This window comes from Pseudomonas sp. 10S5, assembly GCF_035019745.1.
Taxonomy (GTDB): Bacteria; Pseudomonadota; Gammaproteobacteria; order Pseudomonadales; family Pseudomonadaceae; genus Aquipseudomonas.
Genome location: NZ_JASJVL010000026.1, coordinates 1 through 18282 on the forward strand (window position 1 = coordinate 1; position 18282 = coordinate 18282).

The window sequence follows — 18282 nt, forward strand, 5'->3', positions numbered from 1 at the left end:
AATGGCGTCCCCTAGGGGACTCGAACCCCTGTTACCGCCGTGAAAGGGCGGTGTCCTAGGCCACTAGACGAAGGGGACACGCGTACAACATTCACTACTTATTTGCGCTTTGCTGTGTGCTTTACGCTGTAAGTGGCGCGCATTCTATGGATGCGGGGGCAGGTCGTCAACCCCCATCTATAAATTTATCTAAATCAATGACTTCCCTATGGTTTATGTATGCTGGTCACCAAACGGGCGCCTGTTTATCAGCGCCGTTAGTTTGACAGAAATGCATTGCACTATCGGCCCACTGGGTTAAACACTACACTCAGCCGACAAATACCCGAACGAGGTTTCCACGGTGACACCACTCATAATCACCCTCCTGGTTGTTGCCGGCATTGCAATTCTGATTGCCATCGGTTTTCTCAATCATGTAGCCGAAAACAAGAAGCTGGAGCGTGCGCGCCTCAAGATAGAGCTTACTGATCGATTACGCCGTTGCGGCGAGATTACCGAAACGTTTCCAGGCCAGTTAATGACGCCGGATCTCAAGCTGCTGCTCACGCGACTGGAACTCAACGTCAACACCCGGCTGCTTACACTTGACAGAAGCAATAGCGCAATTCGGGAGCGTATTGCCGAGCTGACAGCGCTGATTAACCTGGGTGACAAGATTCCGGTCAATAATCCCCCTAGTCCGATTCAAACCGAAGCCAAAGCCAAGGACGTGCGCTTTCTATTGGAAGCATTACATGGTCAGGTCACTCGGGCCGCCCATGACGGTTTTTTGCCGAACAACGAAGCCAAGCAATGGATAAAACAGATACGCCACATCATGGTGGTGCTTCATATCGAATTTTTTAACAACCTTGGGCAACACGCCTTGGCTCATGAACAGCCGGGACAAGCACGATTGGCATTTGAGCGCGGCGTGCAATATCTGCGCAAACAGCCTGAGCCGGCGGTTTATCATGAGCAGCTTATTTATCTGGAAAAGCTTTTGGCGCGTTGCAATTCAATGGTGTTAGCGGTGACTGCGGCGGTTGAAGGCGAGGAAAACGAATTGACCGACGGCCTGAAGACTGACGATGCAAACGCAGAATGGAAAAAGAAAGCCGTCTACGACTGATGCATTAATACGTGCGGCAGACACGCTTGGGCGTGCCTGCTCTCATCAGATTTACTCGCACGTCGTAAGCTTCAAAAATATTGCCACCAACTGTTCAATCCCCGCCTGATCAACCTCCGAGAAGCGTCCGATATTCGGGCTATCCAGATCCAGCACGCCAATCAACCGGCCGTCTTTGATTAATGGCACCACCAGTTCGCTAGCGGAGGCGCTGTCACAGGCAATGTGCCCGTCAAATTCATTGACGTCCCTGACCCGCTGAGTGTTCCGACTGGCCGCCGCAGTGCCGCATACCCCGCGGCCAAAAGGGATTCGTACGCAAGCAATCTGACCCTGAAATGGCCCTAGCACTAACTCTTCGTCCCGTGCGAGATAGAATCCAGCCCAATTTAAATCGTCGAGCTGGCTGAACAAGAACGCCGAAAACTGTGCGGCATTGGCAATAAAATCACGCTCGTTTGCCAACAATGATTCCAACTGTGCCGTCAGCAAGGTATAGCCGTTGAGGCCGACGCCGCTACTTTGCAAATCAATCATGCTTGCTGCTCCAACAATTTAAGACCCACCCAGTAACGCGCGAACTGGTAAGCGCAACGGCCGTTACGATTGCCACGGCCGGTGGCCCAGCGCACCGCAGCGATGTCCAATTCTTCATCGCGCCGCCACGCCAGACCCGATTTCGAGGCCAATTCACTGATCCAGTGTTCGACCACACTAAGGAAGTGCTCTTGAGTAAACGGATAGAACGACAGCCACAAGCCAAACCGGTCGGATAAGGCAATCTTGTCTTCTACACCTTCGCTTGGGTGAATCTCACCATCTACTTGCTTCCAGTTCTCGTTGTCACTGGCTTTTTCGGGGACCAAATGACGGCGATTGGACGTGGCATACAGCAATACGTTGTCGGGTGCTTGCTCCAGCGAACCGTCCAAAACACTTTTTAATACTCGATAATCACTTTCCCCTGCTTCAAACGACAGGTCATCGCAAAACAGCACAAACCGCTGGGGCAAGGTTTGCAATTGCTCTACAACACGCGGCAAGTCACCCAAATGATCGCGCTCAATCTCAATCAGACGCAGACCATCTTTGTGGTTCTCAGCCAGCAGTGCCCGCACCAGCGACGATTTTCCAGTGCCGCGCGATCCCCAGAGCAACGCATGGTTGGCGGGCAAGCCGTCGATGAACTGGCGAGTGTTACGTGCGAGCTGATCGCGCTGGCGATCAACACCAATCAAATCGGACAAGCGCATGTCAAGGCTTACCGCCAGCGGCATTAAATAACCAGAACGACCTTCCTGCACCCAGCGTGCAGCCAGACTATGGGTCCAGTCTACGGGCGTACGCAGGGCCGGCAACATAGGCTCCAATCGAGCTAAAACGGCGTCGGCCCGCTCGAGAAATGTTATTAACCGAGAGTCCACAATGTCTCCTTAATTAAACTGATTAAACGCAAGCCGCGATCAGCTATGCTACTTCGCGATGGCAAACGAGGAATGGCGCTGCCCATGGATATATCGTTCACCCACCGCCTGTCGTTCAAGCAAGCGCGTTTGACAGTATTGGTCGGCTTCATTTTAGGAACCCTGCTTAGCATGGTTCAAATCGCCCTCGATTATGCCAGCGAAGATGCATCGATCGATCGCGAAATTCGTTCCTTGCTGGAAATCAGTCACAATCCGGCATCGCGGATCGCCTACAACATCGACGCGGAACTAGCTCAGGAGTTAACCCTCGGGTTATTGCACTCCCCTGCTGTCGTAGGTGTTCGGTTAAGCGACAATAACAACATAACCCTCGCCAGCGTCGAGCGCCCGCCGGTTCAAAGCCGCTACCGGATCGTCAGCGATTTCCTTTTTGGTGCAAGCCGTGAATTCGAAGACTCGCTGCATCTGGATCACATGCCGCTTGAGCCCATGGGTACGCTGCACCTGACGGTGGACACTTTCGCTTTTGGCGGCCACTTCTTGCAGCGCGCCGAAATCACCTTGGTCAATGGTTTTGCCCGCAGCTTGCTGTTAAGCGTCATTCTGTTATTGCTGTTCTACATCACCCTGACCAAGCCGCTAGTAGAAGTAATACGCGCACTCAGTGAAAGCGACCCGCGCCGGTTGGACCAGCCGCCATTGCCCTGTCCACCTGAGCATGAGAAAGACGAGATCGGGGTGCTGGTGCAGGTCGCCAATCAGCAGTTCAGAACAGTTGCCAGTGAGTTTGCTCGGCGTCGGATTGCTGAAAACCAACTCAACGACCATTTGGATGAGTTGGAAAACATCGTCTCTGCGCGCACCACCGAACTCAAAGCCACCAACAGTCGTCTCAGCCTATCCAACGACGAGCTGCTCGTGGCGCGCAGCACAGCCTTAGACATGGCGCATGCGCGCGCAGCTTTCCTGGCAAATATGAGCCATGAGATACGCACACCGCTTAACGGTTTACTGGGCATGCTTTCGCTGTCACTGGACAGTCCGCTTAATGCAGAGCAGCGCCAACAACTGTCAATCGCCCATGACTCGGGCAAGGTATTGGTGGAGTTACTCAACGATATTCTTGACCTGTCTAAGTTCGATGCAGGTCAACTAGAGCTGGAAAATATTCCTTTCGACCTGGGTGCACTGGTAGAAGATACGGCCAATCTGCTGTCGCAAAACGCGGCGCCCAGTGTTGAACTGGCATGTTTGATCGACCCGCTGTTTCCAGCATTGGTCATGGGCGACCCGACTCGAGTCCGGCAGATCGTCAGCAACCTGTTGTCAAACGCCTTGAAATTCACGCGTTTTGGCCGAGTCGACGTTCGTCTGAGCACACACGGCAACGGTATTAGAATCGACGTCAGCGACACCGGCATTGGGATTGCGGTAAACGATCAGGCAAAAATTTTTCAACCGTTTACTCAAGCAGCGGCCGGTATCACTCGTCAGTACGGAGGCACCGGCCTCGGCTTGGCACTGACGCATAATTTGTGTGGCGCAATGGAAGGCCGGTTGAGTGTGGAGTCTAAGGTCGATTTTGGCAGTTGCTTCAGTGTGGATCTGCCGTTGATCTCCCATACGCCTGCGCCTGTACTGGGAGAACTCAAAGGGCGCGTAATTGCTGTGACCCCGGCGGGAAGTGGTCTGGCCGAACTATTGGCCAGCCTGCTACCTGGCTGGGGAATTGATTATCAGCAGCGCAGTATCGGCGACAGCTTGTATGGCTTGAATGCAGACCTGTTGATTACCGATTGCCCAGAGTGCTTATTTGGACTGCGCCCTGCCATTATCGCGCCCATCCTGTTAGTAACGGCTTATGGCAACTTTATGCCCAGCGAGGAGGTGATCGCCCTCTCACCGCTGCATCAACAGGCCCGCCCGCTGGCCCGGAATGCGTTGTACCAAATATTGCGCCGCACGCTGCTGCCTGAAGAACAGCTCTCGCGGGAACGGCTGTTGCGAGAAAAGGCACCCACCCACCGTGCGCGAATTTTGCTGGTGGAAGATAATCCGGTGAACCAACTGGTGGCCAAGGGTATGTTGAGCAAACTGGGCTGCGAAGTTGTTGTCAGTGGACACGGCGCCCAAGCCCTTGAGCAACTTGAGGAGCAGGACTTCGATCTGGTGTTGATGGACTGCAATATGCCAGTAATGGATGGCTACGAAGCCAGTCGTCAGATTCGCCAAAGCGGACGCTGGCCGCAGCTACCGATCATCGCCCTTACCGCCAACGCGATGCCTGAAGAACGCGAACATTGCCGCGCCGCCGGCATGAGCGACTATCTGGCCAAACCCTTTCGTCGTGAAGAACTGATCAGCTTGCTGGATCTGTGGTTAAAGCCGCTAGGCCCCTGAGTCCTCGGCGCAATACTCGGTTGGAGTGCGTCAATCATTACTTCAACAGCGCTTCGATTTCGCTGGCCAGGTCTTGCGGCTTAGTCAACGGTGCGAAGCGTTTGACCAATTTACCGTCTTTACCTATTAGAAATTTAGTGAAATTCCACTTGATACGCTCCGACCCCAACACTCCAGGCGCCTGCTTTTTCAGCTGGACGAACAGTGGATGGGCCTCACTGCCGTTAACATCAATTTTTTTGAACAGAGGAAAACTGACCCCGAAATTTAATTCGCAAAAATCGGAAATCGCGCTTTCATTGCCCGGTTCCTGATGACCGAACTGATTGCATGGAAAACCCAGCACCACCAAGCCTTGATCCTTGTAGGTCTGCCAAAGCTTCTCAAGGCCTTTGTACTGCGGGGTGAAGCCACACTTGCTAGCGGTGTTAACCACTAAAACCGCTTTGCCAGCAAAATCCGCCAGGGTTTTCTGCTCACCTTTAATAGTCGTGCACGGGATGGTCAGCAGATTTTCGCTCATGGCAACACCTTCAAAAAAGAGTGGAATGTGTAGAAAACATAGTGCGCAATTGACTTGCGCACAATTTAATTCATCCCATCAATATCAAGCCATAACAGGGTAGACCACGACTGGCTACTCGCGCGGAACCAAGTCCAGACACACCGAGTTAATGCAATAGCGCAGCCCGGTGGGCGCAGGGCCATCGGGAAAGACGTGGCCCAAGTGAGCGTCGCATTTGGCACACACTACTTCCGTGCGAATCATGCCGTGTGTCATGTCACGAATTTCAATCACGGCACTGCCTTCGAGCGGAGCGTAGAAACTCGGCCAACCGCAGCCGGAGTCGAATTTCGTTTCAGAATCGAACAACGGCTCGTTGCAGCAAACGCAGTGATAAACGCCCGCTGTTTTGGTGCCGTTGTACTTGCCGGAAAACGGCCGCTCGGTTGCTTTGAGGCGACAAACGTTGTACTGCTCCGGATCAAGCATCGACTGCCATTCTTCGCGAGTTTTTTCCAGCTTTTCCATGGGTACCCCTCCACAACTTAAAAAGCCCAATCTGTATCTTTTCCAAGGATCGGGCGGCACGTATGATTGCGCCTGGTTAGACGCCAGTCTGTCATCCACGTTTCACGCATACAAACCCATTTTCATGGCGTTCTGCTCGGCGATCCAGGTGATGCTCACGCACTGGACCGTCCACTCTTGGGATCAATCACCATGCAGGTCAGCAAATCGAACAAGCTCGCCAACGTCTGTTATGACATACGCGGGCCAGTGCTCAAGCACGCCAAACGCCTGGAGGAGGAAGGTCATCGTATCCTCAAGCTGAATATCGGCAACCCGGCGCCGTTTGGTTTCGAAGCGCCGGACGAAATTTTGCAGGACGTGATCCGCAATCTGCCGATGGCGCAGGGCTACAGCGATTCGAAAGGCCTGTTCAGCGCACGCAAGGCAGTCATGCAGTATTACCAGCAGAAGCAGGTAGAAGGTGTCGGCATCGAAGACATCTACTTGGGCAACGGCGTCTCCGAACTGATCGTGATGTCGATGCAGGCGCTGCTCAACAATGGCGACGAAGTGCTTATTCCTGCCCCGGACTACCCCCTTTGGACCGCAGCAGTGAGCTTGGCCGGCGGCAGTCCAGTGCATTACCTGTGCGACGAACAAGCGTACTGGTGGCCGGACCTGCAAGACATTAAGGCCAAGATCACGCCCAATACCAAGGCAATGGTCATCATCAACCCCAATAACCCGACAGGTGCGGTCTATCCCAAGGAAGTATTGTTGGGCATGCTGGAGTTGGCCCGCCAGCACAATCTGGTGGTGTTCTCTGACGAAATCTACGACAAGATTCTCTACGATGATGCGGTTCATATCGCCACCGCGTCATTGGCCCCGGACCTGCTCTGCCTGACCTTCAATGGTCTGTCAAAATCCTACCGGGTCGCGGGCTTCCGCTCCGGCTGGGTGGTTATTTCCGGCCCGAAACACAATGCCAAAAGCTACATTGAGGGCATCGACATACTGGCCAACATGCGCCTGTGTGCCAACGTACCGAGTCAACACGCGATCCAGACCGCTCTGGGTGGCTATCAAAGTATCAACGATCTGGTGCTGCCCGCTGGCCGCTTGCTGGAACAACGCAACCGTACATGGGAACTGCTTAATGACATTCCTGGCGTCAGTTGCGTAAAACCCATGGGCGCGCTGTACGCGTTCCCGCGTATCGACCCGAAAATTTGCCCGATCCACAATGACGAAAAGTTCGTCCTTGACCTGCTTTTATCGGAAAAGCTGCTAGTGGTACAAGGCACCGCCTTTAACTGGCCTTGGCCGGATCACTTCCGCGTAGTGACCCTACCGCGCGTCGATGACCTGGATATGGCAATCGGTCGAATCGGAAATTTTCTCAAGACTTATCGTCAGTAAGCGAACTCCTCTAAACATGGGCGGCTTGAGAAGACCCCACAGCATGCCGCCTAACCTCAATTGGCTACGTAATGCTCCGATTTGCGAAGTACGCTGACACGCGAATTTTCGGTCGATGACAGGCAAACGACACAGTTTGAAATAGTCCCTCGGTTGAATCGCGACGGGCATCGCCTTATATACCCCGCATCACGTTACATATTTCCATGAGGAGACCGTTTCGACCATGATGCGCATCTTGCTGTTTTTAGCCACAAACTTGGCGGTAGTGCTCATAGCCAGCATTACCCTGAGCCTTTTTGGCTTTAATGGAATAATGGCGGCCAATGGGGTTGATCTGAACCTCAATCAGTTGCTGATTTTCTGTGCTGTTTTCGGCTTCGCCGGTTCGCTTTTTTCGCTGTTCATCTCCAAGTGGATGGCGAAGATGAGTACCGGCACCCAGGTCATTTCTCAGCCGCGTACTCGTCATGAACAATGGCTACTGCAGACCGTTGAGCAATTATCCCGTGATGCTGGAATCAAAATGCCCGAAGTCGGCATCTTTCCCGCGTACGAGGCCAACGCCTTTGCCACGGGCTGGAATAAGAACGATGCACTGGTCGCCGTCAGCCAAGGCTTGCTGGAACGTTTTTCGCCGGATGAAGTGAAAGCGGTGTTGGCCCACGAAATAGGCCACGTTTCCAACGGCGACATGGTGACACTGGCTCTGGTGCAAGGCGTGGTGAACACCTTCGTCATGTTCTTCGCGCGGATCATCGGCAACTTTGTCGACAAGGTGATCTTCAAAAACGAAGAGGGCCAAGGTATGGCTTATTACATTGCGACCATTTTTGCCGAACTGGTACTGGGCTTTCTCGCCAGCTCCATCGTCATGTGGTTTTCGCGCAAACGCGAATACCGTGCTGACGAGGCTGGCGCCCGTTTGGCAGGCAAGAACGCGATGATTGGCGCCCTGCAACGTCTGCGCTCGGAGCAAGGCGTGCCGGTACAAATGCCGGATAGCCTAACCGCCTTTGGCATCAATGGCGGCCTCAAGCACGGCTTGGCCGGTTTGTTCATGAGCCATCCGGCCCTGGAAGATCGCATTGAGGCGCTTCGTCGTCTCGCCTGATAAGCTTCACAACGTGTGACGAAAGGGCGACGCAAGTCGCCCTTTTGCTTATCTGGCTGAAGGAATAACCCATGCGCCACTTCGCCCTAGGCTGCATCACCCTTATCGCTTTAAGCGGCTGCCAAAGTGCATATTTCGCTGCAATGGATAAAGCTGGCATTCCAAAACGCCAAATGTTGGCTGGCCGAATCGAGGACGCGCGCGAGGCGCAGAAGGACACCAGTAAGCACTTATCCAGCGCGCTGGAAAGCTATCGGCGGGTGGTGCATTTCGACGGCGGCGATCTTGAGAAGCGCTACGACGTGCTAAATGACGATTATCAAGCCAGCGTTAAAAGTGCTGACGCCATTCATCAACGAATCGATTCCGTTGAAAACGTCGCCAATGCGTTGTTTGACGAATGGAACGCCGAACTTGATCAATACACTCGCCAAGACCTGCGGGCGGCCAGCGCGAAGGAATTGGATCGTACCCAAACCGAATACCGCACCCTGTTAGCCACAATGAAAACCGCTGAAAGCCTTATCCCGCCGGTCCTCAACGTACTGCATGATCAAGTGCTGTTTCTCAAACATAACCTCAACGCCCAAGCAATTGGGGTGCTCAAAGACGAAAGCGGCACTGTGCAAAACAACGTCTATCAATTGCTCAAAGACATGCAGCGCTCCATAGACAGCTCCGATGCGTTCTTGCGCCACCTACAAAGCAGGACCGCGCCGTAAATAATAGACACGCTCTTCCAGCCGCGTAACACCCCCGTTAAGGAATCTGCTGCTCGTGCCTAGCACATCGCAGATTTCCAGGAGTTGAATCCGCCAATCGGCTGCCAGCCGTTGCTGCACCTCGGCATCTGGCACCGCAAACGGCGGGCCCTCTATTTTCGATTGGTCGTAATCCAAAGTAATCAACAGCCCTTGGCAGATGGGCGGGAGTATCTGCGCCAGATGTGCGGTATAGGATTTGCGCATCTCGGGCGGCAACGCGATCAGCGCCGCACGGTCGTACAACGCGGCACAGTCGACCACATCCTCAGCTGTCAGGGCAAAAAAATCGCCACACCACAGCTCAATTGATTCAGCGCTATAAACCTTGAAGGGACCGCGCTGGGTGACTGTCGCTACCAGTTGCTGCTCGCTAAAGAAGTCTTCCACCGCCTTTTGCGTCAGCTCGATGCCCATCACCTCAAACCCGTGCCCCGCCAACCATGCCAGATCAAGGCTTTTGCCACACAGCGGCACCAACACCTGAGTACCCGGCGCCAGCCCAAGCCCAGACCAGAATTGCTGTAGATGAGGGTTGACCTGCGGGAGATGAAAGCCTATTTGGTTGAGTGCCCAACGTTTTTGCCAAAAATCTGGTTCCATACTGACTCCTGATAATTCGATCAAATCAGGCTAAAACTTATATTAGATTTAGATCAATCTTTTGCCTGAAGATGGTGCCATCTTAACGCTCAGGACTCCGACTATGTTCCCTAGCTTGTTTATCTCCCATGGCTCGCCAATGCTCGCTCTGGAACCTGGCGCGAGTGGCCCGGCGCTGGCACGTCTCGCGGCCGAGATGCCCAAGCCAAGAGCCATCGTGATTGTCTCGGCGCACTGGGAAAGTCAGGAGCTTTTAGTCAATGGCAATCCACAGCCAGAAACCTGGCACGACTTCGGTGGTTTTCCGCCCGACCTGTTTGCTGTGCAGTACCCAGCGCCGGGCTTGCCCGAGCTGACGAAGAAAGTGGTTGAACTGCTCAGCGCCGATGGACTGCCGGCCCGTATCGACTCCCAGCGTCCGTTTGACCACGGCGTCTGGGTGCCGCTGTCGTTGATGTACCCGCAGGCTGACATTCCAGTAGTGCAGGTTTCGCTGCCCAGCCGTCTTGGCCCAGCGCTGCAAACTCGGGTTGGCCGTGCGCTGGCGAGTTTGCGTGAAGAAGGCGTTCTGATGATTGGCTCCGGGAGCATCACCCATAACCTGCGGGAGCTGGATTGGCATGCCGGACCAGAAAGTATTGAGCCTTGGGCGCTGGCGTTTCGTGACTGGATCGTTGACAAGCTGACGAGCAATGACGAAGCAGCGTTGCATGACTATCGGCGTCTGGAACCGAATGCGGTACGCAACCATCCCAGTGACGAGCATCTGCTGCCGCTTTATTTTGCACGCGGCGCAGGCGGCGAGTTCAGCATCGCGCATCAGGGATTCACGATGGGCGCGTTGGGAATGGACATTTATCGGTTTGGTTGAGCGTTCGCCAGATAAATAGTGTCGCCTGCTTCCCGAATAAATTCGGTCCCACAGATTGAACTGACCCCAAAAACCTGGACAAAAATTAGCTGACCCGCAGCAGACGCTCGGGCATCTTCTACAGAAAATCCAAAACAAAAAAATCCCCGAACCAGTCGGGGATTTTTTATTCAGACTCGATCAGCTCAAGAGCAGATCAGTCTTCGCGATAGCGACGCAGCTTCAACTGCTTGCCTGCAACTCGGGTGTCCTTGAGCTTGGTCAATAGACGCTCAAGGCCGTCTTCCGGCAGCTCAACCAGGCTGAAGCTATCGCGCACTTGAATGCGGCCGATCGCTTCGCGGGCCAGGCCGCCTTCGTTGAGGATTGCACCCAACAGGTTTTTAGCAGCAATACCATCACGCGCGCCCAGCGCGGTACGGCAACGAGCACGACCTTCAGCCAATGGAACCGGAGCACGACGCTCGCGATCAGCACCGCTGCGCTCAGGACGCTCGCTCGAAGACGAACGATCGCTGCGCTCACGTGGCGCGCTGGTTGGAACCAGTGGGCGATCACGCTCGATGGCGGCCAGGGTCAATGCTTGACCGTTGGTAGCTTTGCGCAACAGAGCAGCAGCGAGGGCACGCGGGCTGCAGCCGATATCGGCGATCAGGCGATCAAGCAGATCACCGTGGGTCGATTCAGCGTCGGCAACCAGCGGAGTCAGGCTGTTAGTCAGTTTCTTGATGCGAGCATCGAGAACAGCTTGAGCATCCGGAAGGCGGACTTCAGCAACCTTCTGACCCGTAACACGCTCGATCACTTGCAGCATGCGGCGCTCACGAGGAGTCACCAGCAGCAACGCACGACCTTCGCGACCGGCACGGCCAGTACGGCCAATACGGTGAACGTAGGACTCTGGATCGTAAGGCATGTCCACGTTGAATACGTGGGTGATACGCGGAACGTCGAGACCACGTGCAGCAACGTCGGTGGCTACAACGATGTCCAGACGGCCATCCTTGAGCGACTCAATGACGCGTTCACGTTGGTTTTGAGCGATGTCGCCGTTCAGCGCGGCAGCCTTGTAACCTTTCGCTTCAAGAGCGCTGGCCAGATCCAGGGTCGCTTGCTTGGTGCGCACGAACATGATCAGTGCGTCGAAGTCTTCGACTTCCAGCAGGCTCAGCACAGCCGAGGTTTTCTGGTCAGCGTGAACCAACAGGTGAGCCTGTTCGATCGCGGTAACGGTTTGGGTCTTGGTCTGAATCTTCACGTGCTTCGGATCGCGCAGGTGGCGTTCAGCGATGGCACGGATCGATTGAGGCAAGGTCGCAGAGAACAGAACGGTCTGACGAGTAGCTGGCAACGCCTTGAAGATAACTTCCAGGTCATCCATGAAGCCCAGCTTCAACATTTCGTCTGCTTCGTCGAGAACCAGGTGGTTCACGGTAGCGAGTACTTTTTCGTCGCGGCGAAGGTGATCGCACAGACGACCCGGCGTGGCGACAACGATCTGCGCGCCATTACGGATTGCTTTCAACTGCGGGCCCATCGGCGCACCGCCGTAGACCGCTACTACCGTTACACCTGGCATTTGCTTGGCGTAGGTTTCGAAAGCGGTGGCTACTTGCAGGGCCAATTCGCGAGTTGGCGCGAGGATCAGTGCTTGAGGTTCGCGCTTGGCTGGATCGATACGATGCAGGATTGGCAGTGCGAACGCAGCGGTTTTACCCGTACCGGTTTGCGCCTGGCCAATCATGTCATGGCCTTCCATGATGATCGGGATCGATTGCTGCTGAATGGCCGAAGGCTCTTCGTAGCCGGTTGCAATAACGGCTGCGAGAATATTTGGATGAAGTTCAAAAGCGGCGAAGCCGCCGAATTCCTGGGTCATGGGTCTGCCTCTAGTGCATCCGCAAAGACCCATGTTCCAAAGCTGCGCGTGCCGTGTAAGACCCTAGAGTCGCCCTGGCTGCTTTGTCGGCGGGGATTTGCGAAAACGTTTGAATGAATGAATCGTCAAGGATAGCCCGCAGAGCGGACAAGCAGCCGAAGCTGGCTTCGGGGGATTGCAATACCTGTACGAGGGCCAGGTTAAAGGCCGGCGCGTACTATACCGGAATTACTGACAAAAGTGAGGGTTATTTTCGGAAAACCACGACCGTCCCGCTCTCTGTTACAGGCTTTGCGCGAACCCACATCTGTGTTTATTTTGCAAAGTCCCAAATTCTAAGGCTGTACTGCTACATCGTTTCATCTACTTCGATTGGCGGTCTTTTGCCTACCCCAGCGTGACAGGACCTCTCTATATCCTCCCCTATACGCAAAGAGACTCGCGTTGGTCAGGTTGCCGGGCGGATAACCTTGATCAAGGGCAGCAGTGAATAACCCAGACGCGGAGCCAGAACTTCGGCACGCTCGGTCAGTGCTTGCAGATCCAAAACCTGTTCAAGGTCTGCTGGCACTATCAGGATGACGTTGCCCTCTTTCACCGGCAACTCCCAATAGTGCCGATGGTAGAGTCCACGTAAAAGCGCTGCGCCTAGCGGTTTTCCGTCATCGGCCGCCCATTGGTTGATCACCAGCCAGCCGCCCGGATTCAGATGTTTCTGACAGTTTTCCAGAAACTTCCAGGCCAGGTGCCCGACACCCGGGCCGACATCGGTATACAAGTCGACGAAGATCAGATCGGCGGACTCAGCGCTGTCAAGCAACTCCAGCGCATCGCCGATACGAATGTACAGCCGAGGATCATCGTCCAGACCTAGAAACTCGATGGCCAGACGCGGAACATCAGGCCGTAGCTCGATGGCTTCGACGTCCTCAAGGGGCAGGAATTTGAGGCAAGCTTGCGTCAGTGTCCCGGCGCCGAGCCCCAGAAACAAAGCGCTTTCTGGTGCATCGTGGCACAGTGCGGCAATAAACATAGCGCGGGTATAGTCGTATTCCAGCCAGCTTGGGTCGGCAGTGAACGTACAGCTTTGCTCGATGGCATCGCCGAACTCCAGGAACCGATACTCGTCCACTTCCAACACACGAATCATGCCGAAAGCATCGTGTACTTCAGCCAGTAAACGCTCGACGCGCTCCTCAGTCATTGCTTCTCCTAATGGCATGGTGGCAAGCGGGAAGCGCGGATTGTCGTCTGTGCTGCCATTGGCAAGCAAGCCTGCTCACACAGGGACTGTTAAGATGGCGGTCCGACTGCATTGACCTGGATTTTCAATCATGAGCCAACCCTGGAGCCCCGACAGCTGGCGGGCACTGCCTGTTCAACAACAACCTCAGTACCCGGACGCCGCGCATTTGTTGCGGGTCGAACAAACATTGGCGGGTTACCCGCCCCTAGTGTTCGCCGGAGAAGCACGGGAGTTGCGTCGGCAGTTTTCCGAGGTCACCCAGGGTCGAGCGTTTTTGCTGCAAGGCGGCGATTGCGCGGAAAGCTTTGTCGAATTCTCGGCGGCGAAGATTCGCGATACGTTCAAAGTGTTGCTGCAGATGGCAATCGTCATGACCTTTGCGGCGGGTTGCCCGGTGGTCAAGGTCGGGCGCATGGCGGGTCAATTTGCCAAGCCGCGCTCGGCCAACGACGAGACTATCGGCGGCGTGTCGCTTCCGGCCTATCGTGGCGACATCGTCAACGGCATTGGTTTCGATGAAAAAAGTCGAGTGCCGGACCCCGATCGCCTGTTGCAGGCTTATCACCAGTCGACCGCTACCTTGAACCTGCTGCGCGCATTCGCTCAAGGCGGCTTCGCTGATCTGCATCAGGTGCATCAGTGGAACCTGGACTTCATCGCTAACTCAGCGCTGGCAGAAAAATACAGCCAGTTGGCCGGGCGCATTGATGAAACCTTGGCCTTCATGCGCGCGTGCGGACTGGATACCTCACCGCAATTGCGCGAAACCAGTTTTTTCACCGCCCACGAAGCGTTGTTATTGAACTTCGAACAAGCTTTCGTGCGCCGCGACAGCTTGACCAACGATTACTACGACTGCTCGGCGCACATGCTTTGGATCGGCGACCGCACGCGGCAACTGGACGGGGCTCATGTCGAATTTTTGCGCGGCGTGAACAACCCTATCGGGGTTAAAGTCGGCCCAACCATGGACCCCGAAGACCTGATTCGCCTGATCGACACGCTTAATCCGAGCAACGACCCTGGCCGCCTGAACCTTATTGCGCGCATGGGCGCTAACAAGGTAGGCGATCACTTGCCGCAATTGATTCGCGCCGTGGAGCGCGAGGGCCGCAAAGTGCTGTGGAGTAGCGATCCGATGCACGGCAACACGATCAAGGCCAGCAGTGGCTACAAAACCCGTGACTTCGCTCAAATTCTCAATGAGGTTAAACAGTTCTTCCAGGTGCATCAGGCTGAGGGCACCTACGCCGGTGGCATTCATATTGAAATGACCGGGCAAAACGTCACTGAATGCATTGGTGGCGCGCGGCCGATCACCGAAGACGGATTGTCGGATCGTTATCACACCCACTGCGACCCACGGATGAACGCCGATCAGTCATTGGAACTGGCGTTTTTAATCGCCGAGACGTTGAAGCAGGTTAGACCGCGTTAAGCCCTTTCCGAATAGTGCGGCTCTGCAGGGAATCGCGGATCACAACCTGGTATGAAATTCATATCGGGAAGAGAGGCGCGCTGTGTTTAGTCCAACCGTAAAAAAGCCGCCCGCAAGCGCGCTGCACTGGCGCGCTGGCAGTTAATCTGCACGTGAGCCAGACCCAGCCAGTCAGCCATCTGCCGCAGGTTTCGAGCCAAGGCCTGCATCCCCTCCTCGTTCAGACCCTTATCTTCTTCGTGCACTGCATGCACCGCCAATCGTCCCAAGGCACGCTCGGCCCGCAAATCGATACGGGCGGCGATTCGTTCATTGTGCAAAAACGGCAGCACGTAGTAGCCGTACACGCGCTTGTCTTGCGGGGTATAGATCTCCAGACGGTAGCGAAAGTCGAACAGCCGTTCAGTGCGACTTCGCTCCCAAATCAGCGAATCGAAGGGCGAAAGTAAAGCGCTGGCCGAAACCTTGCGCGGCAGCTTAGGCTCAGGAAGGCAATAGGCGGGCACACGCCAACTTTCGACTTGAACCACCTGCAACGAACCAGCCTCAACCAGTTCTGCCAAACCCGAACCGCTTTGCGCTGGAGATAGTCGAAAATAGTCGCGCAAATCCTTATCGGTGCCCACACCCAATGCTGTCGCCGCGTGCAATAACAATCCGCGTTGCGCTTGAGCTTCACTCAACTCTGGGTGATCAAGAATGACGGCAGGTAACACGCGTTCAGGCAGGTCGTATAGACGCTCGAATCCGCGACGACCGGATACCGTCACCTCCCCAGCGGCAAACAGCCATTCCAGCGCCTGCTTCTCCGCGCTCCAATCCCACCAAGGCCCCGCCCGCTCCTGGCGGGTACTCAGACTGCCCGCACCCAGCGCCCCCTGCTCGCGAACCGACTGCAACACTCGAACAATGGTCGCTTGCTGCTCATGACCAAATTTCGCCAAGCCCTGATAGATACCGACACCTTGCGACGCCCGGCGCATGCGCCATCGCAATAGGGGGTACAAGCTGAACGGCAGTAACGACGCTTCATGCCCCCAATACTCGAACAACTTGCGCTGACGACCCAGACCCCAAGCTGCCCGGTCCAACAGTGGCTGAGCATAGATGCCCAGGCGAGAAAACAGCGGCAAGTAATGCGAACGCACCAAGGCGTTAACTGAATCAATCTGCAAAATGCCAAGGCGGTCTATCAACCGATTGACGTGGGCCGCCTTAATCAACGCTGGCGGCTGGCGCCCAGTGAACCCTTGAGCTGCAAGCGCCAGACGACGTGCGCCTTTAAGCGAAAGTTCTGCGGACATTCAGGCCTCCCGGTTGTAGAAATAAATCTGCTAAAGCTTCAAACTTTAAACCCAAGCACCACCGCACAGATAACCAGAAAACCGCAGAACAACGTCCTCAGCAGTCTTTCCGGCAGCGTGTGCGCAAGCTTTACACCCCAACTGATGCTAGCCAGACCGCCAATGGCCAAGGGGATGCCCATTTGCCAATTGACGTGTCCGTGCACTGCGTAGGTGACTAAGGTGATCGTGGTGCTGGGAGTCGCCAATGCCAGCGCCAACCCTTGAGCAACGACTTGGGTCGCGCCAAAAACCCCGGTCAGTATCGGCGTTGCAATGACTCCGCCTCCAACGCCAAACAAACCGCCGGTTACCCCTGAACCTGTGCCCAACACCCACAGCCATTTTGCGTGACGCAGCTCAGTGCTGGCAGTACCGTTATGCCAAAACATCTGGATCAGGTTGAACACCGTCAGCACGATCAAAAAGCCCACAAAGGCTAGGCGCATTGTGTGAGGGTCTAGCCGTACCGCCCACAACGAAGTAATCCAAGCCAGGCAAAAGCTTGGAATAATCAGCATCAGTGCATTACGAAGGGAAATCCGGTTGCGCTGGTTATAGCGCCATAATGCCAACAGTACGTTGGGCAACACCATGAGCAACGCGGTGCCTTGAGCCAATTGCTGATCAAGGCCGAACAACACCCCAAGCACGGGGATGGCCACCAAGCCGCCGCCGATGCCAAACAACCCACCTAACGTCCCCATCGCTGCGCCGAACAACACAAACATCACGATTTCGATCACGCCCACACCCCAACGAACTGATACGCGCATGCTACGCAGTGCGTCTCAGACAGGAAATGCAAAGCAGGCATTAAACGCTTCGCATTTGCTGAACACCGCTTTCACAACACATGAACGACTGCGGAACTGGGTCTGGCAGCCGATAATTTATCTAGCGCATTAAACAATGTGGTACTAAATTAAAGTACAACTGATACAGAGGATTTCAAATGAGCACTGACGACCACTCAACTACCGATGCAGGGGCCTACGATCAACTGCTGCTCGACAGTCAATTGTGCTTCGCCCTGTACTCGACCTCCTTAATGATGACTAAGGTTTACAAGCCACTGCTACAGGCGTTGGGGCTGACGTATCCGCAGTACTTGGCGATGATGGTGTTATGGGAACACGACGGCATGACCGTAGGCGACGTCAGCTCTCGGCTATTGACCGACCCTGGTTCACTGACGCCGCTACTAAAACGCTTGGAAGTAGAAGGGCTGCTGAGCCGAACCCGGAGCAAGGAAGATGAACGCGTTGTGCTGCTGCACTTGACCAAGCAGGGCCGTGAACTGAGCGAGAAAGCCAAAAACATTCCTTCCTGCATCCTCGGTGCGTCCGGTAAGACGATAGCGGAACTGAAACTGATGCAAACCGACCTTATCGCGCTGCGCGGGCATCTGCACGGCAGTATTAGCGAACGAACCTCGTAAAAGCTGCCGAAGGCTGCGATTAGCTGGCTGGTCTCAAAGCAACCTTCGGTAGCCCCAGCCAGCAACCTCCGACCAACGGTCACCCCCAACGCAACGCCTTAAAAATCCACGTTCCCAGCGCTAATATCTCCCCTCAAGCCTTACCGAATATTGTCCACGAACGCTTTTCTTAAAATTTATATTGCGCGCTAAATATTTGCGCGATACA

At 54.9% G+C, this 18282-nt stretch carries 17 protein-coding genes and 1 tRNA gene; 8 read left to right on the forward strand and 10 right to left on the reverse strand.

The window, feature by feature from the left end; all coding sequences use genetic code 11:
• Positions 1–2: 2 nt before the first annotated feature.
• A tRNA-Glu gene (locus QN378_RS21495) sits at positions 3–78 on the reverse strand.
• A 265-nt stretch (positions 79–343) separates the two neighbouring features.
• Between QN378_RS21495 and QN378_RS21500 the strand changes: the two genes are divergently transcribed.
• Positions 344–1114: a hypothetical protein gene (locus tag QN378_RS21500; protein ID WP_322204899.1), complete on the forward strand. Its 771-nt coding sequence runs from the start codon at positions 344–346 to the stop codon at positions 1112–1114.
• Positions 1115–1165: 51 nt separating this feature from the next.
• Here the strand turns inward: QN378_RS21500 and QN378_RS21505 are convergent, their stop codons facing one another.
• Both QN378_RS21505 and QN378_RS21510 read right to left on the reverse strand, forming a co-directional pair.
• Positions 1166–1651: a GAF domain-containing protein gene (locus QN378_RS21505; RefSeq protein ID WP_322204900.1), complete on the reverse strand. Its 486-nt coding sequence runs from the start codon at positions 1649–1651 to the stop codon at positions 1166–1168.
• A complete protein-coding gene (locus tag QN378_RS21510) occupies positions 1648–2538 on the reverse strand; it encodes an ATP-binding protein (RefSeq protein WP_323550588.1) in 891 nt (296 codons plus the stop codon). Before QN378_RS21510 ends, QN378_RS21505 begins: the two co-directional genes overlap by 4 nt.
• A gap of 84 nt (positions 2539–2622) precedes the next feature.
• Here QN378_RS21510 and QN378_RS21515 point away from each other — a divergent pair, with 84 nt between their 5' ends.
• Positions 2623–4941, forward strand: coding sequence for a response regulator (locus tag QN378_RS21515; RefSeq protein WP_323550587.1), 2319 nt, complete (start codon positions 2623–2625; stop codon positions 4939–4941).
• Positions 4942–4978: 37 nt separating this feature from the next.
• Here the strand turns inward: QN378_RS21515 and QN378_RS21520 are convergent, their stop codons facing one another.
• Together QN378_RS21520 and msrB are read right to left on the reverse strand one after the other, a co-directional pair.
• On the reverse strand, positions 4979–5464 hold the full coding sequence (locus QN378_RS21520) for a glutathione peroxidase (protein WP_322204903.1): 486 nt from the start codon (positions 5462–5464) through the stop codon (positions 4979–4981).
• A gap of 114 nt (positions 5465–5578) precedes the next feature.
• Positions 5579–5974 (reverse strand): peptide-methionine (R)-S-oxide reductase MsrB, encoded by a 396-nt coding sequence (msrB, locus tag QN378_RS21525; RefSeq protein ID WP_323550586.1) that lies wholly within the window; start codon positions 5972–5974, stop codon positions 5579–5581.
• A gap of 192 nt (positions 5975–6166) precedes the next feature.
• On the opposite strand from msrB, the gene QN378_RS21530 reads away from it, so the two are divergent.
• The 3 genes from QN378_RS21530 (at position 6167) to QN378_RS21540 (ending at position 9214) form a co-directional block, all read left to right on the forward strand.
• Positions 6167–7378 (forward strand): pyridoxal phosphate-dependent aminotransferase, encoded by a 1212-nt coding sequence (locus QN378_RS21530; protein WP_322204905.1) that lies wholly within the window; start codon positions 6167–6169, stop codon positions 7376–7378.
• A 226-nt stretch (positions 7379–7604) separates the two neighbouring features.
• Positions 7605–8492, forward strand: coding sequence for a protease HtpX (gene htpX / locus QN378_RS21535; RefSeq protein ID WP_322204906.1), 888 nt, complete (start codon positions 7605–7607; stop codon positions 8490–8492).
• 71 nt (positions 8493–8563) lie between these two features.
• Positions 8564–9214, forward strand: coding sequence for a DUF2959 domain-containing protein (locus QN378_RS21540; protein WP_323550585.1), 651 nt, complete (start codon positions 8564–8566; stop codon positions 9212–9214).
• On the opposite strand, the gene QN378_RS21545 is transcribed toward QN378_RS21540, so the two are convergent.
• Positions 9191–9856: a thiopurine S-methyltransferase gene (locus tag QN378_RS21545; RefSeq protein WP_323550584.1), complete on the reverse strand. Its 666-nt coding sequence runs from the start codon at positions 9854–9856 to the stop codon at positions 9191–9193. The genes QN378_RS21540 and QN378_RS21545 overlap by 24 nt on opposite strands.
• Positions 9857–9959: 103 nt before the next feature.
• Here QN378_RS21545 and QN378_RS21550 point away from each other — a divergent pair, with 103 nt between their 5' ends.
• A complete protein-coding gene (locus tag QN378_RS21550) occupies positions 9960–10727 on the forward strand; it encodes a class III extradiol ring-cleavage dioxygenase (RefSeq protein ID WP_322204909.1) in 768 nt (255 codons plus the stop codon).
• Positions 10728–10923: 196 nt separating this feature from the next.
• Here the strand turns inward: QN378_RS21550 and QN378_RS21555 are convergent, their stop codons facing one another.
• Together QN378_RS21555 and QN378_RS21560 are read right to left on the reverse strand one after the other, a co-directional pair.
• A complete protein-coding gene (locus tag QN378_RS21555; RefSeq protein ID WP_322204910.1) occupies positions 10924–12639 on the reverse strand; it encodes a DEAD/DEAH box helicase in 1716 nt (571 codons plus the stop codon).
• Between the two features lie 415 nt (positions 12640–13054).
• The gene (locus tag QN378_RS21560) at positions 13055–13810 is read right to left on the reverse strand and encodes a spermidine synthase (protein ID WP_322204911.1); all 756 of its coding nucleotides are present in this window, start codon (positions 13808–13810) and stop codon (positions 13055–13057) included.
• 130 nt (positions 13811–13940) lie between these two features.
• On the opposite strand from QN378_RS21560, the gene QN378_RS21565 reads away from it, so the two are divergent.
• Positions 13941–15290: a class II 3-deoxy-7-phosphoheptulonate synthase gene (locus QN378_RS21565; protein ID WP_323550583.1), complete on the forward strand. Its 1350-nt coding sequence runs from the start codon at positions 13941–13943 to the stop codon at positions 15288–15290.
• 86 nt (positions 15291–15376) lie between these two features.
• Here QN378_RS21565 and QN378_RS21570 read toward each other — a convergent pair whose 3' ends face one another.
• Both QN378_RS21570 and QN378_RS21575 read right to left on the reverse strand, forming a co-directional pair.
• Complete coding sequence (locus QN378_RS21570) at positions 15377–16594, reverse strand: winged helix-turn-helix domain-containing protein (RefSeq protein ID WP_322204912.1); 1218 nt, start codon at positions 16592–16594, stop codon at positions 15377–15379.
• Between the two features lie 38 nt (positions 16595–16632).
• The gene (locus QN378_RS21575) at positions 16633–17364 is read right to left on the reverse strand and encodes a sulfite exporter TauE/SafE family protein (RefSeq protein ID WP_407074111.1); all 732 of its coding nucleotides are present in this window, start codon (positions 17362–17364) and stop codon (positions 16633–16635) included.
• Between the two features lie 224 nt (positions 17365–17588).
• On the opposite strand from QN378_RS21575, the gene QN378_RS21580 reads away from it, so the two are divergent.
• A complete protein-coding gene (locus tag QN378_RS21580) occupies positions 17589–18074 on the forward strand; it encodes a MarR family transcriptional regulator (protein WP_322204913.1) in 486 nt (161 codons plus the stop codon).
• Positions 18075–18282 lie beyond the last annotated feature (208 nt).

Bases quoted from the DNA above. Each gene is read 5' to 3' on its own strand.
- QN378_RS21505 (WP_322204900.1), bottom strand. From the start codon at position 1,651: ATGATTGATTTGCAAAGTAGCGGCGTCGGCCTCAACGGCTATACCTTG.
- QN378_RS21515 (WP_323550587.1), top strand. From the start codon at position 2,623: ATGGATATATCGTTCACCCACCGCCTGTCGTTCAAGCAAGCGCGTTTG.
- QN378_RS21520 (WP_322204903.1), bottom strand. From the start codon at position 5,464: ATGAGCGAAAATCTGCTGACCATCCCGTGCACGACTATTAAAGGTGAG.
- msrB (WP_323550586.1), bottom strand. From the start codon at position 5,974: ATGGAAAAGCTGGAAAAAACTCGCGAAGAATGGCAGTCGATGCTTGAT.
- QN378_RS21530 (WP_322204905.1), top strand. From the start codon at position 6,167: ATGCAGGTCAGCAAATCGAACAAGCTCGCCAACGTCTGTTATGACATA.
- htpX (WP_322204906.1), top strand. From the start codon at position 7,605: ATGATGCGCATCTTGCTGTTTTTAGCCACAAACTTGGCGGTAGTGCTC.
- QN378_RS21540 (WP_323550585.1), top strand. From the start codon at position 8,564: ATGCGCCACTTCGCCCTAGGCTGCATCACCCTTATCGCTTTAAGCGGC.
- QN378_RS21545 (WP_323550584.1), bottom strand. From the start codon at position 9,856: ATGGAACCAGATTTTTGGCAAAAACGTTGGGCACTCAACCAAATAGGC.
- QN378_RS21550 (WP_322204909.1), top strand. From the start codon at position 9,960: ATGTTCCCTAGCTTGTTTATCTCCCATGGCTCGCCAATGCTCGCTCTG.
- QN378_RS21555 (WP_322204910.1), bottom strand. From the start codon at position 12,639: ATGGGTCTTTGCGGATGCACTAGAGGCAGACCCATGACCCAGGAATTC.
- QN378_RS21560 (WP_322204911.1), bottom strand. From the start codon at position 13,810: ATGACTGAGGAGCGCGTCGAGCGTTTACTGGCTGAAGTACACGATGCT.
- QN378_RS21565 (WP_323550583.1), top strand. From the start codon at position 13,941: ATGAGCCAACCCTGGAGCCCCGACAGCTGGCGGGCACTGCCTGTTCAA.
- QN378_RS21570 (WP_322204912.1), bottom strand. From the start codon at position 16,594: ATGTCCGCAGAACTTTCGCTTAAAGGCGCACGTCGTCTGGCGCTTGCA.
- QN378_RS21575 (WP_407074111.1), bottom strand. From the start codon at position 17,364: ATGTTTGTGTTGTTCGGCGCAGCGATGGGGACGTTAGGTGGGTTGTTT.
- QN378_RS21580 (WP_322204913.1), top strand. From the start codon at position 17,589: ATGAGCACTGACGACCACTCAACTACCGATGCAGGGGCCTACGATCAA.